At 61.6% G+C, this 20,975-nt stretch carries 18 protein-coding genes; 9 read left to right on the plus strand and 9 right to left on the minus strand.

What is annotated here, in order from left to right; genetic code table 11:
- The first annotated feature begins 74 nt into the window (after positions 1-74).
- From leuS to holA, 3 genes are read left to right on the plus strand one after another with little or no spacing between them, the layout of a single operon-like run.
- Positions 75-2,702, plus strand: a complete 2,628-nt coding sequence (gene leuS / locus ACE3O2_RS09525; protein ID WP_374336929.1) for a leucine--tRNA ligase — start codon at positions 75-77, stop codon at positions 2,700-2,702.
- Entirely contained in the window at positions 2,702-3,217 is a 516-nt protein-coding gene (gene lptE, locus ACE3O2_RS09530) for an LPS assembly lipoprotein LptE (protein WP_374336930.1), read from the plus strand. Before leuS ends, lptE begins: the two co-directional genes overlap by 1 nt.
- A 17-nt stretch (positions 3,218-3,234) precedes the next feature.
- Entirely contained in the window at positions 3,235-4,263 is a 1,029-nt protein-coding gene (gene holA, locus ACE3O2_RS09535; RefSeq protein WP_168877818.1) for a DNA polymerase III subunit delta, read from the plus strand.
- Positions 4,264-4,281: 18 nt separating this feature from the next.
- Here holA and ACE3O2_RS09540 read toward each other — a convergent pair whose 3' ends face one another.
- A complete protein-coding gene (locus ACE3O2_RS09540; protein WP_374336933.1) occupies positions 4,282-5,304 on the minus strand; it encodes an alginate lyase family protein in 1,023 nt (340 codons plus the stop codon).
- 50 nt (positions 5,305-5,354) lie between these two features.
- Here ACE3O2_RS09540 and yaaA point away from each other — a divergent pair, with 50 nt between their 5' ends.
- Both yaaA and ACE3O2_RS09550 read left to right on the plus strand, forming a co-directional pair.
- Complete coding sequence (gene yaaA / locus ACE3O2_RS09545) at positions 5,355-6,128, plus strand: peroxide stress protein YaaA (protein ID WP_374336935.1); 774 nt, start codon at positions 5,355-5,357, stop codon at positions 6,126-6,128.
- Positions 6,129-6,271: 143 nt separating this feature from the next.
- Positions 6,272-7,045 (plus strand): transporter substrate-binding domain-containing protein, encoded by a 774-nt coding sequence (locus ACE3O2_RS09550; protein ID WP_374336937.1) that lies wholly within the window; start codon positions 6,272-6,274, stop codon positions 7,043-7,045.
- A gap of 36 nt (positions 7,046-7,081) precedes the next feature.
- Here ACE3O2_RS09550 and ACE3O2_RS09555 read toward each other — a convergent pair whose 3' ends face one another.
- The 5 genes from ACE3O2_RS09555 to ACE3O2_RS09575 all read right to left on the minus strand — a co-directional run bounded on the left by ACE3O2_RS09555 (position 7,082) and on the right by ACE3O2_RS09575 (position 13,502).
- Positions 7,082-8,737, minus strand: coding sequence for a hypothetical protein (locus ACE3O2_RS09555; RefSeq protein WP_374336939.1), 1,656 nt, complete (start codon positions 8,735-8,737; stop codon positions 7,082-7,084).
- A gap of 234 nt (positions 8,738-8,971) precedes the next feature.
- Complete coding sequence (gene ppk1, locus ACE3O2_RS09560; protein ID WP_374336941.1) at positions 8,972-11,047, minus strand: polyphosphate kinase 1; 2,076 nt, start codon at positions 11,045-11,047, stop codon at positions 8,972-8,974.
- A 44-nt stretch (positions 11,048-11,091) separates the two neighbouring features.
- A complete protein-coding gene (locus tag ACE3O2_RS09565) occupies positions 11,092-11,364 on the minus strand; it encodes an oxidative damage protection protein (protein ID WP_168877824.1) in 273 nt (90 codons plus the stop codon).
- Between the two features lie 30 nt (positions 11,365-11,394).
- A complete protein-coding gene (argA, locus tag ACE3O2_RS09570; RefSeq protein ID WP_374336944.1) occupies positions 11,395-12,759 on the minus strand; it encodes an amino-acid N-acetyltransferase in 1,365 nt (454 codons plus the stop codon).
- A 20-nt stretch (positions 12,760-12,779) separates the two neighbouring features.
- On the minus strand, positions 12,780-13,502 hold the full coding sequence (locus ACE3O2_RS09575; RefSeq protein WP_374336946.1) for a 16S rRNA (uracil(1498)-N(3))-methyltransferase: 723 nt from the start codon (positions 13,500-13,502) through the stop codon (positions 12,780-12,782).
- A 131-nt stretch (positions 13,503-13,633) separates the two neighbouring features.
- On the opposite strand from ACE3O2_RS09575, the gene ACE3O2_RS09580 reads away from it, so the two are divergent.
- Together ACE3O2_RS09580 and ACE3O2_RS09585 are read left to right on the plus strand one after the other, a co-directional pair.
- The gene (locus tag ACE3O2_RS09580) at positions 13,634-14,434 is read left to right on the plus strand and encodes an inositol monophosphatase (RefSeq protein ID WP_374336948.1); all 801 of its coding nucleotides are present in this window, start codon (positions 13,634-13,636) and stop codon (positions 14,432-14,434) included.
- A gap of 33 nt (positions 14,435-14,467) precedes the next feature.
- On the plus strand, positions 14,468-15,709 hold the full coding sequence (locus ACE3O2_RS09585; protein WP_374336950.1) for a GGDEF domain-containing protein: 1,242 nt from the start codon (positions 14,468-14,470) through the stop codon (positions 15,707-15,709).
- A gap of 135 nt (positions 15,710-15,844) precedes the next feature.
- On the opposite strand, the gene ACE3O2_RS09590 is transcribed toward ACE3O2_RS09585, so the two are convergent.
- The 3 genes from ACE3O2_RS09590 to ACE3O2_RS09600 all read right to left on the minus strand — a co-directional run bounded on the left by ACE3O2_RS09590 (position 15,845) and on the right by ACE3O2_RS09600 (position 18,674).
- Positions 15,845-16,474: a thiol:disulfide interchange protein DsbA/DsbL gene (locus tag ACE3O2_RS09590; protein ID WP_374336952.1), complete on the minus strand. Its 630-nt coding sequence runs from the start codon at positions 16,472-16,474 to the stop codon at positions 15,845-15,847.
- 73 nt (positions 16,475-16,547) lie between these two features.
- Positions 16,548-17,264, minus strand: coding sequence for an SPOR domain-containing protein (locus ACE3O2_RS09595; protein WP_374336954.1), 717 nt, complete (start codon positions 17,262-17,264; stop codon positions 16,548-16,550).
- A 48-nt stretch (positions 17,265-17,312) separates the two neighbouring features.
- Positions 17,313-18,674 (minus strand): adenosylmethionine--8-amino-7-oxononanoate transaminase, encoded by a 1,362-nt coding sequence (locus ACE3O2_RS09600; RefSeq protein WP_374336956.1) that lies wholly within the window; start codon positions 18,672-18,674, stop codon positions 17,313-17,315.
- 304 nt (positions 18,675-18,978) lie between these two features.
- Between ACE3O2_RS09600 and ACE3O2_RS09605 the strand changes: the two genes are divergently transcribed.
- A complete protein-coding gene (locus ACE3O2_RS09605) occupies positions 18,979-19,269 on the plus strand; it encodes a co-chaperone GroES (protein WP_168877831.1) in 291 nt (96 codons plus the stop codon).
- A 54-nt stretch (positions 19,270-19,323) separates the two neighbouring features.
- Positions 19,324-20,967, plus strand: coding sequence for a chaperonin GroEL (gene groL, locus ACE3O2_RS09610; RefSeq protein WP_168877832.1), 1,644 nt, complete (start codon positions 19,324-19,326; stop codon positions 20,965-20,967).
- Positions 20,968-20,975 lie beyond the last annotated feature (8 nt).

Here is a 20,975-nt window from a genome sequence, read left to right on the forward strand (position 1 = left end):
CAAAACCGCCAGTCCAACCATGCTGAAAGCATGCGCGCGGATGCGACCCCCAGCACGCAAGGACAGACCGCACCATGCAAGAGCAATACCGCCCGGCGGAGATTGAACCGGCCGCTCAGGCCCACTGGCAAGCCGCACAGACCTTCAAGGTGGTGGAAGACCCGAACCGCCCGAAGTACTACGCCTGCTCCATGCTGCCCTACCCGTCCGGCAAGCTGCACATGGGCCATGTACGCAACTACACCATCAACGACATGCTGGCCCGCCACCTGCGCATGAAGGGCTTCAACGTGCTGATGCCGATGGGCTGGGACGCCTTCGGCCTGCCTGCCGAGAACGCAGCCATTGCCTATCAGCGCTCACCGGCGGAGTGGACCTACGCCAACATCGAAGACATGAAGTCGCAGATGCAGCCGCTGGGGCTGGGCTTTGACTGGTCCCGCGAAGTCGCCACCTGCGACCCGGACTACTACAAGTGGAACCAGTGGTTCTTCCTGAAGATGCTGGAGCAAGGCATCGTCTACAAGAAAACCCAGGTGGTGAACTGGGATCCGGTGGACCAGACCGTGCTGGCCAATGAGCAGGTGGTGGACGGCCGTGGCTGGCGCTCCGGTGCCATTGTGGAAAAGCGTGAAATTCCGGGTTATTACTTTGCCATCACCCGCTACGCCGAAGAACTGCTCTCCAGCATCGACCAGCTGGACGGTTGGCCGGACCAGGTACGTGCCATGCAGCGCAACTGGATCGGCAAGTCGACCGGCGTACGCTTTGCCTTCAAGCACGACGTGCGTGATGCCTCCGGCGCGCTGATTCAGGATGGCAAACTGTTTGTCTTCACCACCCGTGCAGACACCATCATGGGGGTCACCTTCTGCGCGGTGGCAGCTGAGCATCCGCTGGCCACCCGTGCGGCAGAGCTGAAGCCCGCACTGGCGGCCTTCATCGAGGAATGCAAGAAGGGCGGCACCACGGAAGCCGAGCTGGCCACCCAGGACAAGAAGGGCATGGACACCGGCTTGACCGTGACCCACCCGTTGACCGGCGAAGCAGTACCGCTGTGGATCGGTAACTATGTGCTGATGAGTTATGGCGACGGCGCGGTAATGGGCGTGCCGGCGCACGACGAGCGTGATTTTGCCTTTGCCAATAAGTATGGTTTGCCGATCAAGCAAGTGATTGCCACGACCCATGTCGATACCCAACCGTTTGATGCCAAGGAGTGGCAGGGCTGGTATGGCGACAAGCAGCTGACGCACTGCGTCCACTCCGGCAAGTATGACGGCCTGGACTACGAAGCCGCTGTCGACGCCGTAGTGGCCGATCTGGCTGCGCAAAACAACGGCGAAAAGAAAACCACCTACCGCCTGCGCGACTGGGGCATCTCGCGCCAGCGCTACTGGGGCACGCCGATTCCCATCATCCACTGCGCCAGCTGTGGCGATGTGCCGGTGCCGTATGATCAGCTGCCGGTCAAACTGCCAACGGACTGCATTCCGGATGGCTCGGGCAACCCGCTGAAACACCGTGCGGATTTCCTCCACGTCGATTGCCCGCAGTGCGGCAAACCGGCGCAGCGGGAAACCGACACCATGGATACCTTTGTCGATTCCAGCTGGTATTTCATGCGCTATGCCTGCCCGGACGCCACCACCATGGTGGACGCACGCAACGATTACTGGATGGCGATGGACCAGTACATCGGCGGCATTGAACACGCCGTGCTGCACCTGCTGTACGCCCGCTTCTGGACCAAGGCGATGCGCGACATCGGGCTGGTGAAGATCGACGAGCCGTTCACCCGCCTGTTTACCCAGGGCATGCTGCTCAACGACAGCTACTACCGCGAACAGGCTGATGGCAAGAAGCGCTGGTTCTACCCGAGCGAGGTCGAGGTCCAGCACGACGACAAGGGCCGTCCGGTCAGCGCTGTCGCCAAGGAAGATGGTCAGCCGGTGCAGATGGGCGGCATCGAGAAGATGTCCAAGTCCAAGAACAATGTGGTGGAACCGAAAGACATCATCAGCCGCTTCGGGGCCGATACCGCGCGTCTGTTCACCATGTTTGCCGGGCCGCCGGAGCAAAGCGCAGCGTGGTCGGACAGCGGTGTGGAAGGCGCCTATCGCTATCTGCGCCGGGTCTGGGCCTGGTGCTACAAGCAGCATGACGCGCTGAAGGACGCTGGGACGGTTGACGCCGCCAGCCTGGACGCCGCCAGCAAGGCACTGCGCCGTGAGGTACACCTGACGCTCAAGCAGATCAACCACGATTACGAGCGCTTCCAGTACAACACGGTGGTATCCGGTGCGATGAAGCTGCTGAACACGCTGGAAGGTGCAGCGGCCGTGGCACCCTCGGTACTGCGTGAAGGCGCCAGCATCCTGCTGCGCGTGCTGTCGCCGGTCAGCCCGCACCTCACCCACGCCTTGTGGACCGAGCTGGGCTACGCGGCCACTGCCGGTGAGCTGGTCAACGCCAGTTGGCCCGAACCGGAAGCCGCGGCGATGGACAGCGACCAGATTGAGCTGGTGGTGCAGGTGAATGGCAAGCTGCGGGGTCAGATCAGCGTGCCGAAGGCGGCAGATCGCGCCGCCATTGAGGCCGCCGCGTTGGCCGACCCGCATGTGATGAAGCACGTCGAAGGCCAGACCATCAAGAAGGTGGTGGTGGTGCCGGGGCGTCTGGTCAATCTGGTGGTCGGCTGATGCGTACCTTACTCTCTCGTCTGTGCTTGCTCGGTCTGCTCAGCTTGCTGGCCGGTTGTGGCTTCCACTTGCGTGGTGCCCAACCGGTGGAGCTACCGTTCAAGCAGGTGTTCCTGGCCAAGTCCGGCGTGTTTCAACTGGACCTCGACGCGCAGCGTACCCTGAGTGAGCGCGGCGGGGTGGAGGTCTTGGCGCAGAGCAGCAGCGATGCGCCCGTGCTGGACAGCCTGCAGGAGTCACGCAACCGCAACCTGCGCTCGGTCAACATCGACGGCAAGGTGAAGGAATACGAGCTGCAATACACCTTCTCCTTCCGCCTGCGCAGCGCCGCGGGTGAGACCTTGCTGCAGAACCAGATCTCGCTGGTGCGCCGCATGAGCTATAGCGACGATGCCTTGCTGGCCAAGGAGCAGGAAGAGAACCGCCTGTATCTGGACATGCGGCAGGACGCACTGCAGCAGATGCTGCGCCGTCTGGCCCACGCGCCAGTTGGCAGCACGCCAGCTGCTCACTGAGTGGGATTGTTGCCGCCGTGGAGTTGAAGCTCGAGCAGTTGTCGCGCCATCTGCAGGGGCCGTTGGCCCCCTTGTATGTGTTGCATGGCGATGAAGCCCTGTTGCAGATCGAGGCGCGTGACGCGCTGCGTGAAGTCGCGCAGCGCGCCGGGTTCCTGGCGCGGGAAAGCCACGTGGTGGAAAGTGGCTTTCAGTGGTCTACCTTGTTGTTTGCCAATGATGCGATGTCGCTGTTTGCCGACCGCAAGTTCATTGAACTCGCCATTCCTTCCGGCAAACCAGGCACCCAGGGCAGTGAAGCCTTGCAGCAGCTGAGCCAGTCACTCAACCCCGACAACCTGCTGCTGATCACCTTGCCTCGTCTGGACAAAGCCACCCAATCCAGCAAATGGTTTCAGGCCTTGCAACAGGCCGGCGTCACCATCGCCACCCCGCCGGTGGAGCGTCAGGCGCTGCCCGCCTGGCTGAATGGCAGGCTGCAAAAGCAAAAGCAGCAGCTGGACCCTGCAGGGCTGACCTTTCTGGCAGAACGGGTGGAGGGCAATTTGCTGGCTGCGCATCAGGAAGTGCAGAAGTTGGCCCTGCTCTACCCCGAAGGCGCACTGAGCGAAGCGCAGGTGCGGGAGGCGGTACTGAATGTGGCCCGCTTTGATGTGTTTCAGCTCTCCGAAGCCGTGCTGCAAGGAGATACGGCCCGTTTTCTGCGCATGCTGGATGGTCTGAAGGCCGAGGGCGAGGCCCCCACGCTGGTGCTGTGGTCACTCAATGAAGATGCCCACCTGCTGTACCGGGTGGCGCACGGTCTGGCCCAAGGGCAAGCATTACCGGCCTTGCTGCGGGAGAACCGGGTATGGGGCGACAAGCAGCAATGGGTTGGTCCCGCCGCACGGCGGCTGGATGGCCCCACCCTGCGCCGCGCCTTGTCATTGTGTGCCGAGGCTGATCGCGCCAGCAAAGGCGTCAGCCCGCACGACCCTTGGCACGTGCTCAGTCAGCTTGGCCTGCTGCTGTGTGGTGCGCCCGTATTGCCGTCCTGGACACACTAGATTCCTCAACGAACCGGGCTACTCCGCCGTTTGCCACAGCAGCACATCGCCGCCCACCTGCCACGCCTGCAGGGACGTGAGCCCCTGCAGCCAGCGCTGCAACCGCGCATCCGGATGATGCTGCTGCCACAGCCACATCCAGGATGCATTCAGTCCTTTGACGCTGACAGGCTCTTGTGGTCGCCCCGCCTGCTGCGCCATCCAGCCGGGGTCCGCCAGACTATCCAGCACCCGCGATACCAGCCGCGACAGGCGACGCTCCCGCTCCTCATACAGGTTTACCCCTTGCCGCGACGCCAGCTCGGCCATCCACACCAGCGGCAGCAGCGCAAACTGGTGATAGGCCAGCGCTTTCTTGCCCCTCGCCATTTCACGCGGCAAGGTGCCATCCTCCTGCAGCTCGGCCAATCCCAGCCGGTATTGGTCACAGGCCCAGTCAAACAGCGCCTGTCGCTCGGTGGCGACTGCCACGGTCATCACGCTCCACCCCGCCCAGTAGGCGTGGTTGTTGAAGTCCGATTCGCGCTTGCGAGCGGCATAGCGCTGCTGTACGGCCGTTGCCAGTTGCAGCAGCCAGCCCTCAATCTGCTGCCGCTGTTCCAGCGGCAGTTGTGGCTTGACCTGCAGATAGGCCAGCGCCAGCCCGCCAGTACGCCATTTGCGCTCATACTCGCCCTGTGGGTTGACCTTGCCGAGCAGCGCCTGCCCTTGCGCCCAGTCCTGCAGCCATTGTCCAGCGCAGCGGGCGGCAGCGGCATCCCCGAGGCGCACATAACGGTTGCTCCAGGACTGCACCTGTCGCAGGTAGGTATCCAGCGGCATGGCCGCCGTCTTGTTAGCCGCCACCAAGGCAGGGTCCGCTTCGGAGTGCTGGGCATCGGTATAGAAGCTGACACCGATGACATCACGCTGAGCCGCTGGTGTGGCTACGCAAGCCTTGCCATTATCAGGCTGCAAGGGTGCACGCAGCACATAGGGGGACATCCAGGCCCCCGCGCCGCCATGCCACAGCAGTAATACCAGCCACCAGACCCTGCCCATCCTGACCGCTCCTTGCTAAACTGCTGCCTTGAATTTCTGCAGGTTACCCCATGCTGTTACTGCTGTCGCCCGCCAAGACGCTGGACTACGATTCTCCGCTCACCACCCGCCGCTTTAGCCAGCCCGATTACCTGCCCCAGTCACAGCAGCTGATCGAGCGTTTGCGCCACTTCAGCCCGGCCGCACTGGCCGAATTGATGTCACTGTCGGACAAGCTGGCGCAACTGAATGTGGGGCGTTACGCCGACTGGCACACCCCGTTTACGCCAGACAATGCCCGCCCGGCGGTGCTGGCCTTCATGGGTGATGTGTATGAGGGGCTACAAGCCCGCCAGTTTGACGATGCTGACCTGGACTATGCGCAGCAGCACCTGCGCATTCTCTCCGGCCTGTACGGCCTGCTGCGCCCGCTGGACCTGATCCAGCCCTATCGGCTGGAAATGGGGACCCGACTGGACACCTCAGCCGGGCGCGACCTGTATGCGTTCTGGGGCCAACAGCTCGCCCAGGCGCTGGACCAGCTGGCACAAGCAGAGGCACCGGGTCCGATCATCAACCTGGCCTCGGATGAGTATTTCAAGGCCGTCCCCGTCGCTGCCCTGCGCACGCCGGTGATCCAGCCGGTGTTCCAGGACCGCAAGAACGGGGTGTACAAGATCATCAGCTTTCACGCCAAGCGCGCACGCGGCATGATGGCCCGTTTTGCCATCCGCCACCGCCTGCAGCACGCCGAAGCGCTGCAAGGCTTTGATGAAGCGGGTTATCGCTTTGCCCCCGAGGCGTCGAGCGAGGATCGCTGGCTGTTCCGTCGGGAAGCGCCCTAGGTCGCCTGCCCCGCATTGTGGCACAATGCGCTTTCGCTGCAGTGCAGCGTAAACACGACCGCTTGCCATGCAAGCTGCCGTGTCCCATTGATCAAAGCGCATGTGGCGATCCCGCATGCCGCCGTGTTTGACAGGTGTATCCCATGAAGAAGTTGCTCCCCGCCCTGCTGGCCGGTCTGCTGGTCAGCGGCAGTGTTCTGGCCAAAGACTGGACCGAAGTCCGCATTGGCATGGAACCATCCTATCCGCCGTTTTCCAAGCTGAGCCCCAGCGGCAAGATCGAAGGTTTCGAGCCGGAACTGCTGGCGCTGTACTGCGCAGAAATGAAGCTGAAGTGCACGCTGGTCAGCAGTGAGTTTGATGGCCTGATCCCCGGCCTGCTGGCCAAGAAGTTCGACGTAATCATGTCTTCCATGTCGATCAACGCCGAGCGCAAGCAGAAGGTGAACTTTTCCGACCGCTACTACATCACCCCGTCGCAGCTGGTTGCCAAGCAAGGCAGCCCATTGCTGCCCACCGCAGCGGCGCTGAAAGGCAAGACCATTGGCGTGCAGCGCGGTTCGGTATCTGCCGACTATGCTCTGGCAAGCTGGCAAAGCCAGGGCGTGAACGTTCGCCAGTACTCCAAGACCCCGGAAGCCTATATGGACCTGACTTCTGGCCGTCTGGATGCGGTGTTTGCCGACAAGATGGAAATCCAGCAGGGTTTCCTGGCCAAGAACAGTGCCAAGTTTGCCCTGATTGGCACGCCGGTTTCCGACGCCAAGTACATCGGTGAAGGCATTGGCATGGCTTTCCGCAAGGAAGACCAGGACCTGACCGCACGCTTCAATGATGCCATCAAGAAGGTGCAGGCCAGCGGTGCATTCAAGAAGCTGAGCGATCGCTACTTCAAGTACGACATCAGCAAGGGTTGATGTATGCTGACCATGGCGGCTCAAGCCGCCATGGTGCTAAAAGCTGCTGGCCTGCGCTGCAGGCATCTCCAGCAAGGCTTCCAGCTGGGCCGGTGTGATGAATTCGAACTGGTCCACATTCATGCCATGGTCCATGCGCCGGATGGCGCGAATGCTGACCTCGTCCGTCATCCGCATCACATCAAATTCCCGCAGCGGCGCAAACTGCCCGGCAGGTGCAATCAGACTGGCAGGCTGCTTCATTTCCGGCACCGAAGGTAACAGCAGTGCCGGCTCGTAGTGCTCGACCTGATCATTTTCCTTGCGGCGCACCCGCACGGCCTCCGCATACGGCGCCAGCAGCTGCAAGCCAATGTCCAGCAGGCGTCCCTGCCGCACCCAGCGCACCACTGCCACATTCCAGCGGTCGACATGCTCGGAGCGAATCAGCACCACACTGCCCACGGTGATGCTTTCCGGCTGCGCCGTTTCCAGCTGCAAGGCGTAGCCCCCGGGGCTGACATTGATCACCTGCCAGCGCGACAGATGCACCTCCGGGCTCACCGGCGGTACCACCCGCACCACCTCGTCACCCGTCTCGGCGACAGCCTCCTCGGCGGCAACAGCCGCAGGCTCCAGCTCCAGTGCCCCGACATCTTCAGCCTGCAGGCGCTCGCGCTGCAGCTGCTGATGTGCAGACCACAAGCCACAGACCAGCAATACACTGGCGTTGTTGCGCATGCGGTTGAACAAGCGCTGCGGGGTAATCCCCCAAGCGCGGATCAGGCGGCGCAGCAGGTCAATATGGTGGGTGGCTTTCTGAAAATGGCTGGAAGAGGCTGCAACCTTTTCCAGCGGGACCAGCTCCTTGTGCAACCGGCGCACCACCTCAAAGGTATTGAGCAGAATGGCATGCCGCCCGTCCAGCTGCATCGGGCGGTGCCCCATAAACTGGGGCGGCACATCACGGTCGAGCTGAATCAGGAAGAACCCGGCGGGGTCTGCCAGCTGGGAGACCGCCTGCAGGGTGGCGTAATTAGCCAGCTTGTGCAGCCACTCCTGCACCTTCTGGATCTCGCCCGGCAACAGGCTGTGCGGATCTGACAGTCCCAGCAGCAGGATCTGCTTGTACAGCTGCTGAATGCTGACATTGGCCCCCTCCGGGACCTCGTCCAGCATTTTCTGCTCCCAGGCATGGCGGAACAGCAGGTGCACTTCCAGCCAGACCCGCTCCGGAACCGGGTAATAATTGCCATAGCACAGCATCAAGACCCGCTGGCTCAGCTGCAGCAGGCGCAGCAACAAGCCCGCGGCATTGCGCTGCCCGAACACAAAGCGGCGGCTGCTCTCTTCACGCAATACCAGCTTGCAGGCGCAAATCAACTCCAGCAACAGGTCGCGCGCCAGATGCCAGGCCTGCTCCGCCCGCTCGCGCTGCGGCACGGCCACACCGTGGTACAAACGCTCCAATGCGGGCAGGTGAATGTCGATCTTGGTCTGGAACTGCTCCAGCGCCTGCAGGCGAAAATCCCGGTCCAGCTTGCTGCGGTTGAGGGTGAACAAGGCGTCAAACAGGGTACGCCCCAGATCCAGCGGCTGCACCTGCGGCAGGCCGATCAACCAGTCGTGCAACGACTTGGCATCTGCCAAGTGCGATGACAACTGCGAGGCCACCGGCTCAGGTACATACAAGGATTCTAGCGTCGCATTCATGGGCGTGTTTCAAGACCGTCGGGTTGTCCAGCTGGCATGCCGATCTTGACAACGGCATGCCGCTTGATTGGGTTATAGGATGACTGCATCAGACCCGCAAGCCCAACCCGCTACCACAAGTCTGGATGAGGTCCTGGCAGAACATCTTCAATCAACCAGCATAAATGATGCCAGCCTGCCCCATCGTACACCGGAGACCCGAATGCAGCCTGAAACCCCCTCCGCAACAAGCCCTTAAGCTGCGCCGGACTCACCCAGTTCCAGCAGCAGGTGCTGCTGGGCAACACGCGCCACACCCCGGCGTGACGTTTTTTGTCGATAACTGCCGTCTGGCAGCATTTCCCAAGCTTGCCGGTTATCGCTCAGATACGGCAGCAAGCCTTCGCGGATCACCCGGCGCTTGAGCTTGGGTTCCAGCACAGGGAACGCCACCTCGATGCGCCGGAACAGATTGCGGTGCATCCAGTCTGCGGAAGACAGGTACACCTTCTCTTCCTTGTCGGCATGGAAGTAAAACACCCGGGTGTGCTCCAGGAAGCGCCCCACCACCGAGCGCACCCGGATATTCTCCGACAAACCCGGCACGCCCGGGCGTAACGCACACACGCCGCGGATGATCAGGTCCACCTGAACCCCCGCTTGCGACGCCGCGTATAGCGCCCGGATCACCTGCGGTTCGACCAGCGCATTCATCTTGGCGATGACCCGTGCCTTGCGGCCCGCCTTGGCGTGGCGGACCTCGGCTTCAATGGCCCGCAGGATTTCGCTGTGCAGGGTGAAGGGGGCCTGCCACAAGGCGTGCAGTTGCCCGGCCTTGCCCAGCCCGGTGAGCTGGGTGAAGATGTCGCTGACGTCTTCACCAATCTGCTCATTGCAGGTCATCAGGCCAAAGTCGGTATAGAACTTGGTGGTACGCGGGTGATAGTTACCCGTCCCCAGATGCACGTATCGGCGCAGCCCTTTCGCCTCACGCCGCACCACCATCAGCATCTTGGCATGGGTCTTGTAACCCACCACCCCATACACCACGTGGGCGCCCACCTCTTCCAGCCGATCGGCCCAGCCAATATTGGCCTCTTCATCAAAGCGGGCCATCAGTTCCAGCACCACGGTGACTTCCTTGCCACGCTGTGCAGCCTGGATCAGCGCGTCCATCAACGCCGAGTCATTGCCGGTGCGGTATACCGTCATCTTGATGGCCACCACCCGCTCATCGTGCGCGGCCTGACGCAACAACTCGACCACCGGGCCAAAGGACTGGAATGGGTGATGCAGCAGCACATCGCCACGCTGCATGACTTCAAACATGTCGTGATGCTTTTGCAGCACCGAAGGCAGGGCCGGGCGGAAGGGCGGGTATTTCAAGTCGGCCCGGTTCACCAGATCCGGCACCTGCATCAACCGCACCAGATTCACAGGGCCATCCACCTTGAACAGGCCCCCTTCTTCCAGCTTGAACTGCGACAGCAGGAACTCCACCATGTGCTGTGGGCAATTGTCCGCCACCTCCAGACGAACCGCCTCGCCAAACTGACGGTGGCTCAGCTCATCCTGCAACGCCTCGCGCAGATCGGTCATGTCGCCCTCGTCCACCGAGAGGTCGGCGTTACGGGTCACCCGGAACTGGTAGCAGCCCAGCACGTCCATGCCAGAGAACAACTCGCCCACATGCGCATGCAGAATGGAGGACAGGAACACGAAGCCATGCGAGACACCAGAGATCTCTGGCGGCAAGGGGATCACTCGCGGCAGAATACGTGGAGCCTGCACAATGGCGACCCCGGAATTGCGCCCGAACGCATCACGCCCATCCAGCTCGACGGCAAAGTTCAGGCTCTTGTTGAGTACCCGCGGGAAGGGATGCGCCGGGTCCAGCCCGATCGGGGTCAGCACCGGCATCACTTCACGGAAAAAGTAGTCTCGCACCCAGGCTTGCTGTGCCTCGTTCCAGCTGGGGCGTCGCAGGAAGCAGACCCCTTCCGCAGCCAGCGCAGGCAACACCGTTTCGCGCAGTACCCGGTACTGGTGCGACACCAGACCGTGCAGACGTTCGCTGATCTCTTGCAGCAAGGCGGCGGGCGTGTAGCCATCCACCTCGGTTGCATCACCCCGGCTGCGCAGGTGTTCTTGCAGCGAGGCGATGCGGACCTCAAACAATTCGTCCAGATTACTGCTGACGATACACAGGAATTTCAACCGTTCCAGCAGCGGATTACTGTCATCTTCCGCTTGCGCCAACACACGGCGGTTGAATTCAATCAGGCAAAGCTCACGGTTGAGCAGGTGATCCGGGCGTAGTTTGAGGGTCATACCGAAGTCAGTCAGGGGTGAGTCGGGTCACCCGGACAGACCCCTTACGGGGCGGGCGGCACATACCCTGCAACCGCATCCGCACCTCCGCCAAAGAAATAGGCTTCCAGTTGCGCAGTCAGGTACTGCCGGGCCCGGCTGTCTGCCAGGTTAAGACGGTTTTCATTGATCAGCATGGTCTGGTGGCGAACCCAGGCTTGCCAAGCTTCCTTGGACACATTCTCGAACACCCGCTTGCCCAGCTCTCCCGGCAGCGGGGGGAAGTCCAGCCCTTCGGCCTCACGCCCCAGTTTGATGCACTGTACCATTCTGCTCATGATGTTTCCTTTCACTTTACTGCTGGTTTATTACATTTTTTTGACAATCTGTACCAATGGCCGGTCACTGGGCTTGAGCGGCTTGATAAATACCTTGGAGCGGCGCTGGAAGTTGTACAGCTGCTGCTTCTTGGCCGGCAGATCCGATACCGGTGCCGCCGCAAACCCCCGCTCGCAAAACCAGTGTGCGGTACGGGTGGTCAACACAAACAATTGCTGCAGCCCCAGCTCCAGCGCGCGCTGTTCGACCGCCTGCAACAGCAAGTCACCATAGCCCGCCGCCCGAAACTGCGGGTCCACCACCAGACAGGCCAGCTCGCCCATGCCGGACTCGGCATAGGGGTACAAAGCCACACAGCCGACGGTCCGGTTATCGTGCTCCAGCACGGCAAAGCGTTCGATCTCCATTTCCAGCAATTCGCGCCCGCGCTTGACTAGCACGCCTTCCGACTCCAGCGGCTCGATCAGTTGCAGGATGCTGCCGACGTCATCAATGGTGGCATGGCGCAGCCGTTCCAGCCGCTGCCGGGTAATCAGGGTTCCGACCCCTTCATGGGTAAACAGTTCCAGCAACAAGGCACCATCTTCAAAGCGGGACAGCAGATGCACCCGTTCAATTCCCAGCTCACAGGCGCGAATGGCCGCAGGCAGATAACAGCCGATGTCATCGTACTGTTCCGAGCGCTTCTTCAGCACCTCGCGGGCTTCACGGGTGGTGACTTCCAGGCGCACGCTACCATGGGCGTCGGTCAGCCCAGGATCGTCCATGAAGAAAATCAGCTTGTCCGCGTTCAGTTCAGTCGCCACAGCGGTGGCCGTATCCTCCACCGTCAGGTTGAACGCCTCTCCGGTAGGCGAATAACCCAGCGGCGAAATGACCACAATCTCGCCTTCACCCAGCCGCTGCTGGATGGTTTCAACATGCACTCGGCGCACCTCGCCGCTGTACATCATGTCCACCCCATCGCGCACCCCCAGCGGCTGCGCAATCAGGAAGTTGCCACCCGCCACCCTGATACCGGCATTCGACATAGGAGTAGAGGGGAGTCCCATGGACAGGGTGGCTTCAATATCGGCACGCACCACGCCCACCGCCTCTTTCACGCACTCCAGCACGTCGGCATCGGTTATGCGCACCCCGCGATGGTAGTTCAGAGGCAGGCCTTTGGCCTGCACCCGCTGGTTAACTTGGGGGCGGACACCATGCACCAGCACCAGCCGCACCCCCAGGCTGACCAGCAGGTTGAAATCATGGGTCAGCGAAGCCAGCTGACCGCCCGCCACCACATCCCCCCCAATGGCGACTACAAAGGTTCGGCCTCGGAAGGCACGGATATAGGGTGCCGCTTCACGAAACCAAGTCACCATCGGGGTATGTGGCAGCATGCGGCTCATGGACTCTTCCCACTCCTTGTTCAGAAATCGCCCCACAGGGCAGAAATAGCCGCCAGCGCCGCCAGCGCTGCGGTTTCCGTACGCAGTACCCGAGGCCCCAGGGTCAGCGCTTGCCAGCCGTATTGTAACGCGAGGGCCACCTCTTCCTCACTCAGCCCCCCTTCCGGCCCGGCCAGCAACCACTGGCCGGTTGGCGCGGTCTGCTCTCGCAGGCGCTGCGTCGAACCCGGCAGCAGCACCAGCCCACGCTGCCCCGCCTGATGCTGCTGAGCCAACCAAGCGGACAAGGCTTGCGCCTCATGCACCACCGGCACTTGATTGCGCCCGCATTGCTCGCAGGCCGCCTCCACCACCCCCTGCCAATGCGCCTGCTTTTTCGCCCAGCGCTCGGGCGGCAGTTTGACGATGCCGCGACGGGTCAGCACCGGCTGAATCTCCGCCACCCCCAGCTCAACCGCCTTCTGCAGGGTGTAATCCATGCGGTCCCCACTGGACACCCCTTGCACCAGCTTCAGCTGCAGCGGCGACTCCCGTTCCACCGGGTCATGCGCGCCCAGCAGCACCTCGCTCCACTTGTTCGTCATCTGCGTCAAGGTAGCGTGGTACTCGCCACCCTCACCGTTGAACAAGGTCAAACTGTCCTGGGGCTGCAGGCGCAGCACCTGAACATGCCGGTGCACCGTCTCCGGCAAACGCAGCAGCTGACCCGGCTGCAGCGGTTGAGGGCAATAGAATCGAGGCATCGCTGAAATTGCGTAAAGACAGGAAGACTGGCAGTATAAGCCAATACTGAGTCTGGCCTGAACCATGCTGTTGTCCACCCTCCCGCCGCCGTCCTTCCACCCCTTGGCCGTTACCGCGCAGAAAGCCAGCCATGCTTGACCCGGAACGCTATCTTCCTGCGGTGTGTGACCTGGTTCGCACCGTTGCGCACCGTGAGATCATGCCGCGCTTCCTCAGCGGGCAATATGCCCGCAAGGTCGATGGCAGCTTGCTCACAGAAGCTGATCTGGCGACCCAGTCTGCGCTGATTGAAGGGCTGACCCGCATCATCCACTTCCCGGTGATGGGCGAGGAGATGAGCAAGGAAGAGCAGCAACGCTTGTGGCAGGCCGGCGACTCTGGCCTGTGGTGTCTGGACCCGATCGACGGTACCACCAACTTCATCCACGGCCTGCCCTACTTCGCCACCTCGGTCGCCTTGATGCAGCATGGTCGCAGCGTGCTGGGGGTGATTTACAATCCGGTCAGCAATGAACTATTCAGCGCGGTGGCCGGCAAAGGGGCCTGGCTCAACGGCCAGCCGCTGCCGCTGAAGCGCCATGTACCGCGCATGTGTGATGCCATCGCAGGTGTAGAGATCAAGTGGCTCTCCGGCAAGCTGCCAGCCCGCCTGATGAGCGTGGCCCCCTATGGCAGCCAGCGCAATCTGGGGGCCTCTACCCTGGACTGGTGTTATGTCGCAGCAGGCCGCTTTGATCTATATTTACATGGCGGTCAGAAGCTGTGGGACTACGCGGCAGGCGCATTGATCCTGCAAGAAGCAGGCGGCTGCATGTCTACCCTGCAATCACCACAGTTCTGGCAAGATGTGGTCTGGACCCGTTCTGCGGTTGCTGCACTGGATCCTGGCCTGTTTGAAACCTGGCAGAAATGGGTCTGGGCCAATCGCTGACCCGCTGCCGCTATTCAAGGAGGGGAACTGTCGATGCCATCACCGCTGTGGCGCGCAGTAGCCCCTTTACCGACCCCGGCGCTCTGGCTGTGTGTCAATACGCTGGGTGAGTTGCGATGCACTCAACTGAATAAAGCGGCGCAACAGCTGCTGCCCGAATTTGCTACCGCAGAACCCCTCTCCCAGCAATTGAGCCCCCGCCATCTGGTGATCCTGTCGCAGGCCCTGAGCCAGGGTGTCGCACTGGATGCCTTGCGCTTTTTCACCGCCCGCCAGCGCTGGCTGCAGCTCAGCCTCAGCCCGCAAGCCGGTGGCTGCGGCCTCGCCTTGCTCAGTGATATCAGCGATTTGCAGTCCCCACCGACCGACTTGGCCGATGCGCATTGGCTGGAAATCCTCAACTGGCTCCCGGTGGGGCTGGAGGTGGATCGGGAAAACTTTCAGACCCTGCTGCTCAACCGCAAGTTTGTGGAGCTGTTCGGCTATACCGATGCCGATCTGCCCACACTGGATGAGTGGTGGCAACATTGCTATCCGGACGTAGCGTACCGCAATACCGCGCGTGCCGCCTGGGAAACCGCCATCGCGGAAGCGCGCCTGTACAATATCGACATGGCGCCGCAGGAATGGCGGGTACGTTGCAAGAATGGCGAGTATCGGGACATCCAGTTTCACTATCGTGCCATTGGCGACCGTCATGTGCATGTGTACCTGGATGTCAGCGAGCAGCGCAGACTGGAAGAGGAGCTTCGCCAGCAAGCCACTACGGATGCGCTGACCGGCCTGCTGACCCGCCGCCACTTCTTTGAGCAAGGTGCCCTGCGCCTGCAGCAGGCGCAGCGTCAGGGCCATCCACTCTGCGTGCTCATGCTCGATCTGGATCATTTCAAACGGATCAACGACCGCCATGGCCATGCCGCGGGGGATCTGGCCCTGCAGCATGCAGCCGGTCTGCTGCGAGAGGGCTTGCGCATGCCTGACTTGCTGGCCCGACTGGGTGGCGAAGAGTTCGTCCTGCTGCTGGAGCACACCGACGTCGAGCAGGCTCAGCAACTGGCCGAGCGGCTGCGGCAACACCTGCACCAACACCCCTGCCCGTTACCGGATGGCAAAGCCTTGCGCCTCACCGCCAGTTTCGGCGTTGCCCGGATACAGCAAGGAGACAGTCTGGACAGCCTGCTTTCCCGCGCCGACAAAGCCATGTATCACGCCAAGGAATTGGGGCGTAACCGCGTCATGGTAGAGCTTGCCGCATCAGGAAACATCGAGGGATAGGGAAGCGCGGGTGGCATCGCACAGGTACACGCGCCTCAGGTATGGGGTTAAGCCGGGCCCACCCGAAAGGCCCTGCTCATTCACCTGCACACAGGCAAAACGAAGGGAACCGGCAATGCCGGTTCCCTTTCAACATCACGGTGCCTTGCGTGACTGCGCAATCAGCTGGTTCAACACAGCAAACAGCTGGTCTTCACCGCCGGCATCGGTCACCGAGGTCATGAACTTGCCTTGCACCACAAAGGTTGGCACACCCGAGATACCGTAGTCCTGGGTGACTTTGGGTGCACGGTTGGCGTAAGTCTGAACGCCGAAGGAGTTGTACACCCCCATGAAGGTAGCGGCGTTGAGCGGCTTGCCATTTACCTTTTGCTTACCGGCCCAGTCTTTCACCACGTCAGCATCACGCAGCTCAAGCTCTTGCTTGTGAATGGCGTCAAACGCAGGGCCAACCAGTTGCGGCATCTTCAGCGCTTCAATGGTCGCATACAGCTGGGCGTGCTTCTGCATGCCCGCATTCCAGGCCGCATGTACCCGGCGGAACTGTACATCGGCCGGCAGCGTCTTCAGCCAGGCATTGAGTTTTGGCTCCAGATGGTAGCAGTGCGGGCAACCCAGCCAGAAGAATTCAATCACTTCCACCTTGCCCTTGGGAGCCTGCACCGGCATCGGGTTCGGCATATTGATCCACGGCTGCGCCGCCTGGGCCACCAGACTGCCTGCCAGTGCCACGGTAGCCAGCAACCATTTCCATCCTGCTTTCATCACGCTCATCCTCTTGGTTTCAGTTCACGTCTCGCTCAGCCGATCCGGACCTTGTCCCACCGGCCAGGTACCCTTACTTCAACGGCAAGACCGTTGGGGTAATCCCGTTTTGCTGCAAGGTAGCCTTGACCCGGTCAATGTCTTCCTGCTTGTTCAGCGGTCCCACCATCACGCGATGCCATACCCCCTTGCCGGGAATATCCTTGCTGCGGACCGAGGCATCCAGCCCCAGCAGCGCCAGGCGGGCGCGCAGGCTCTCCGCGTCAGACTCATCCTGGAACGAGCCCGCTTGCAACAAGGCGCGCGCGGGCTTGGCGTCAGCCGGTTTCTCTTCAGCCGGTTTGGCATCGCCAGCCTCAGCAGGCTTGGCATCCGCGGGTTTCGCATCTGCCGGTTTGCTGTCAGCGGGCTTGCTGTCTGCAGGCTTGGCGTCTGCCGGTTTAGTATCCGCCGGCTTGCCAGCAGGCGTGGAGGCACCTTGTTCGGTCCCCGGCAAAATTTCAAAGAATTCAAAGTCCGGCTTGCTGGCCGGCTTGGGCGCATTCGGGTCGGCCACAGCCACACCATTGGCTTCTGGCTTGGGCAAGCCATCCGGTACGGCAGACGCCCCTACCTGCAGGCTGGAACCTTGACTGCCCAGCAACTTGCGGTTGACCAGATAAACCCCGGCCAGGGAAATGCCAATCCCCAGGAACAAGCCAATGACAATCCCGGAAAACAGGCTGCTGCCCCCTTGGCGATTGCTGCCGGACGGACGAGCACGCGGGGTATTCTTGTGGTCTCGGCTCATTGATCCTCCAGTTGGCCGGTTAGCGCGGACAGTCCGCACGCTGGGCGATTATACCGTTTTCATGCGCACGCCGCATGGGGCCCCCATCACCTCCAGCAGTGCATCATGGGTCGCCGCCACCAGGTGCTCGGCCTCCTCATCCGTCAGCACATAAGGGGGCATCCAGTAAACCGTTGGTCCCATCGGGCGCAGCAAAAGTTCACGCTTGAGTGCCGCCGCAAACAGCAGCTGGGCAAAACCGGTCGGCGCGTCCTCCACCTCAAAGGCCCAGATCATGCCGCCCCCCGTCTCCCCCGCCTGACGGAATTGCCGCACAAAGGGCAAGGCACGAATGGGCTCCGCCAAATGGTTAATGCGGGCCGCCAGCAGGCGATTTTGCGCAAACACATCCTGCTGCTCAAACAGGGACAGCGTCGCCAGCGCGGCCCGGCACGCCAGCGGATTGCCGGTGTAGGAGTGCGAATGCAGGAAGCCCCGACTGACATCATCATGGTAAAACGCCTGATAGATCGTGTCCCGACTCAGCACCACCGACAGCGGCAAATAGCCTCCCGTAATGCCTTTGGACAGCAACAGCAGGTCCGGCCAGATGCCCGCCTGCTCACACGCGAAGAAGGTGCCGGTGCGGCCACAGCCTACCGCGATTTCATCGGCAATCAGATGGACCTGATACTGATCGCACAAGCGGCGCAACTGCTGCAAGTACCACGGCCCATACATCGCCATGCCGGCCGCCCCCTGCACCAGCGGCTCGACAATCACAGCCGCCACCTGACTGTGGTGCAGAGCCAGATAGTCCGCCATCGCCCGGATGGCCCGCGCGGCAACGGTCTCCGGAGCTTCTCCCGGCGAGGCCAGCCGCCGGTCCGGTGACGGCATGGCGACACCGGCACGCAGCAACGGGGCATAGGTATCGCGAAACAGCGCCACGTCGGTGACCGCCAGCGCGCCCAGCGTTTCACCATGGTAGCTGTCCGTCAGATGCAGGAAGCGAGTTTTCTCCGGCTGACCGACATTGCGCCAGTAATGAAAGCTCTTCTTCAACGCCATCTCGGTCGCCGAGGCACCATCCGAGCCATAGAAGGCGTGGCCCAATACGCCACCGGTCAAGGCAGACAGGCGCTCGGAGAGCTCGATCACCGGGGCATGGGTAAACCCGGCCAGCATCACATGCTCCAGCTGGTCCAGCTGGTCTTTCAGCGCGGCATTGATTGCCGGATGACCATGCCCGAACAGGTTGACCCACCAGCTGGATACGCCATCCAGATAGCGCTTGCCGTCAAAGTCATACAGCCACGCGCCCTGCGCCCGCGCCACCGGCACCAGCGGGAAGGTTTCATGCCGCTTCATCTGGGTGCAGGGGTGCCACACCGCCTGCAGGCTGCGCTGCAGCCATGCCTGATTGTTCATTACACCCTGCCCTGCACACCTGTTCATCATGGGGCTGGATTGTAGCATGCCCCTCTGCCCCCCCTGTCGGGATGCCCTGTGGCATTCAGTGCGGATTCAGCCAATGTCGGGGCATGGGGTGGCGGCTCGCCTGTGATAAAAATCTCACAGCCGCCCTCTTGAAAAGGGTAAAAGCCGCCCATACCATTAGCACTCGCCACGGGGGAGTGCCAAAACGTGTTTGCGTATCAGGCACTCAGGACCCGCATCTTTCTGTAACGAGCGGTAGACCGTCTCGTTTTTTGTGAATCAGGAGAGTTGGATTATGAAAATTCGTCCGTTGCACGACCGTGTGATCGTCAAGCGTCTGGAAGCCGAAGAAAAAACCGCTTCCGGCATCGTTCTGCCGGGCAATGCTGCCGAAAAGCCAGACATGGGTCTGGTGGAAGCCGTTGGCGCAGGCAAGATCCAGGACAACGGTTCCGTGCGTCCGATGAGCCTGAAGGTGGGCGATAAGGTGATCTTTGGCAAGTACAGCGGCCAGTCCGTGAAAGTGGACGGCGAAGAACTGCTGGTGATGCGCGAAGAAGACGTGATGGGCGTGGTGGAAGGCTAAGCCTCCCGCAACCGCAACGTCTCATAACTCATTCCAATCCGGAGAGAAACGAACATGGCTGCAAAACAAGTTAAGTTCCACGACGAAGCCCGTGCCAAGATGGTGGTGGGTGTCAACGTTCTGGCCGACGCCGTCAAGGTGACCCTGGGTCCGAAGGGCCGCAATGTGGTGCTGGACCGCTCCTTCGGCGCCCCGACCATCACCAAGGACGGTGTGTCGGTGGCCAAGGAAATCGAACTGAAGGACAAGTTCGAAAACATGGGCGCCCAAATGGTCAAGGAAGTGGCTTCCAAGACCTCCGACGTGGCCGGTGACGGTACCACCACCGCTACCGTGCTGGCACAAGCCATCGTGCAGGAAGGCATGAAGTACGTGGCCGCCGGCATGAACCCGATGGACCTGAAGCGCGGTATCGACAAGGCTGTGGCTGCCCTGGTTGAACAACTGAAAGGCATCAGCAAGCCGACCACCACCTCCAAGGAAATCGCCCAGGTGGGTTCCATTTCCGCCAACAGCGACGAATCGATCGGCAAGATCATCGCCGACGCGATGGACAAAGTGGGCAAGGAAGGCGTGATCACCGTTGAAGACGGCAAGAGCCTGGACAACGAGCTGGACGTGGTGGAAGGCATGCAGTTCGACCGCGGCTACCTGTCCCCGTACTTCATCAACAACCCGGAAAAGCAGATCGCAGCGCTGGACAACCCGTTCATCCTGCTGTTCGACAAGAAGATCAGCAACATCCGTGACCTGCTGCCGCTGCTGGAGCAAGTGGCCAAGTCCGGCCGTCCGCTGCTGATCATCGCTGAAGACGTGGAAGGTGAAGCCTTGGCCACGCTGGTGGTGAACACCATGCGCGGCATCCTGAAGGTGGTGGCTGTCAAGGCCCCAGGCTTCGGCGACCGCCGCAAGGCCATGCTGGAAGACATCGCCATCCTGACCGGTGGCACCGTGATCGCTGAAGAAGTGGGCCTGTCGCTGGAAAAGGCAACCCTGGCTGAGCTGGGTCAAGCCAAGCGCGTGGAAGTGGGCAAGGAACTGACTACCGTGATCGACGGTATTGGCCAGGCTGATGCCATTCAGGCTCGCGTGGGTCAAATCGATCGCCAGATCGAAGAAGCCACCAGCGACTACGACCGCGAAAAGCTGCAGGAACGCAAGGCCAAGCTGGCCGGTGGCGTGGCCGTGATCAAGGTTGGCGCAGCCACCGAAGTCGAAATGAAGGAAAAGAAGGCTCGCGTGGAAGACGCGCTGCACGCCACCCGCGCTGCAGTGGAAGAAGGCATCGTGCCGGGCGGTGGTGTGGCCCTGCTGCGTGCCCGCGCCAACCTGGGCAAAGTGGAAACCATCAACGGTGACCAGGAAGCCGGTGTGAAGATCGTGCTGAAGGCGATCGAAGCCCCGCTGCGCCAGATCGTTTCCAACGCCGGCGACGAGCCGAGCGTGGTGATCGCCAAGGTGCTGGAAGGCAAGGGTAACTTCGGTTACAACGCCGGTTCCAGCGAATACGGCGACATGGTGGAAATGGGCGTGCTGGATCCGACCAAGGTCACCCGCTCCGCACTGCAGTTCGCTGCTTCTGTGGCTGGTCTGATGCTGACCACCGACGCCATGGTAGCTGAGCTGCCGGAAGACAAGCCGGCTGGCGGCATGCCGGGTGGCATGGGCGGCATGGGTGGCATGGACGGCATGATGTAATCTGCTGA

Origin of the sequence: Leeia sp. (genome assembly GCF_041909055.1) — a bacterium.
Taxonomy (GTDB): Bacteria; Pseudomonadota; Gammaproteobacteria; order Burkholderiales; family Leeiaceae; genus Leeia; species Leeia aquatica.